Origin of the sequence: Carboxydocella sp. ULO1, from assembly GCF_002049255.1 — a bacterium.
Taxonomy (GTDB): domain Bacteria; phylum Bacillota.
In genome coordinates this window covers 1-608 of the sequence record NZ_BDLQ01000114.1, presented here as the reverse complement: position 1 = coordinate 608, position 608 = coordinate 1, and the positions used below count along the sequence as shown (strand labels likewise).

At 50.2% G+C, this 608-nt stretch carries 2 tRNA genes; both read right to left on the bottom strand.

The window, feature by feature from the left end:
• Positions 1-282 precede the first annotated feature (282 nt).
• Positions 283-358, bottom strand: a tRNA-Ala gene (locus tag ULO1_RS12330).
• Positions 359-372: 14 nt separating this feature from the next.
• Positions 373-449: transfer RNA gene (locus ULO1_RS12325), tRNA-Ile, on the bottom strand.
• Between the last annotated feature and the right edge of the window lie 159 nt (positions 450-608).

The following is a 608-nucleotide window of genomic DNA, read 5'->3' as shown; positions in this document are numbered from 1 at the left end:
GCTGCCGACAATACTGCGTTTCCAAAGCCCGGCGGCCAAAATGGTTCCACTCTACACGCTACGATGTTTCGCAGAGTGTGTTACCTTTTACTCTGTGCGGTTTTCAAGGAACAGTGTGCTCGTTTTTTGTCCGCCTACGGCTGTCACTAGTATTGTTACCGGCAGCATAGCTGCCGACAATACTACGTTTCCAAAGCCCGGCGGCCAAAAAACTGCACTAGACCTAATTTAACTGAGAAATCCAGCCCAGGTTTGAACTTCGAACCTCGAACTTCGTAGATATGGTGGAGACGAGCGGGTTCGAACCGCTGACCTCTTGAATGCCATTCAAGCGCTCTCCCAGCTGAGCTACGCCCCCACACTTTGTTTTAATGGTGGGCCTAAGTGGACTTGAACCACTGACCTCACGCTTATCAGGCGTGCGCTCTGACCAGCTGAGCTATAGGCCCATGTTGTTATCTATACCGAGAAATCCAGCCTCAGGTTCGAACTTCGTAACTCGAATTTCGAACCTCGATTAGCTCGATCCCTCAAAACTAAACAGGATGTTCTTCCACCTAAACTCGTTGTCTCCTTAGAAAGGAGGTGATCCAGCCGCACCTTCCGAT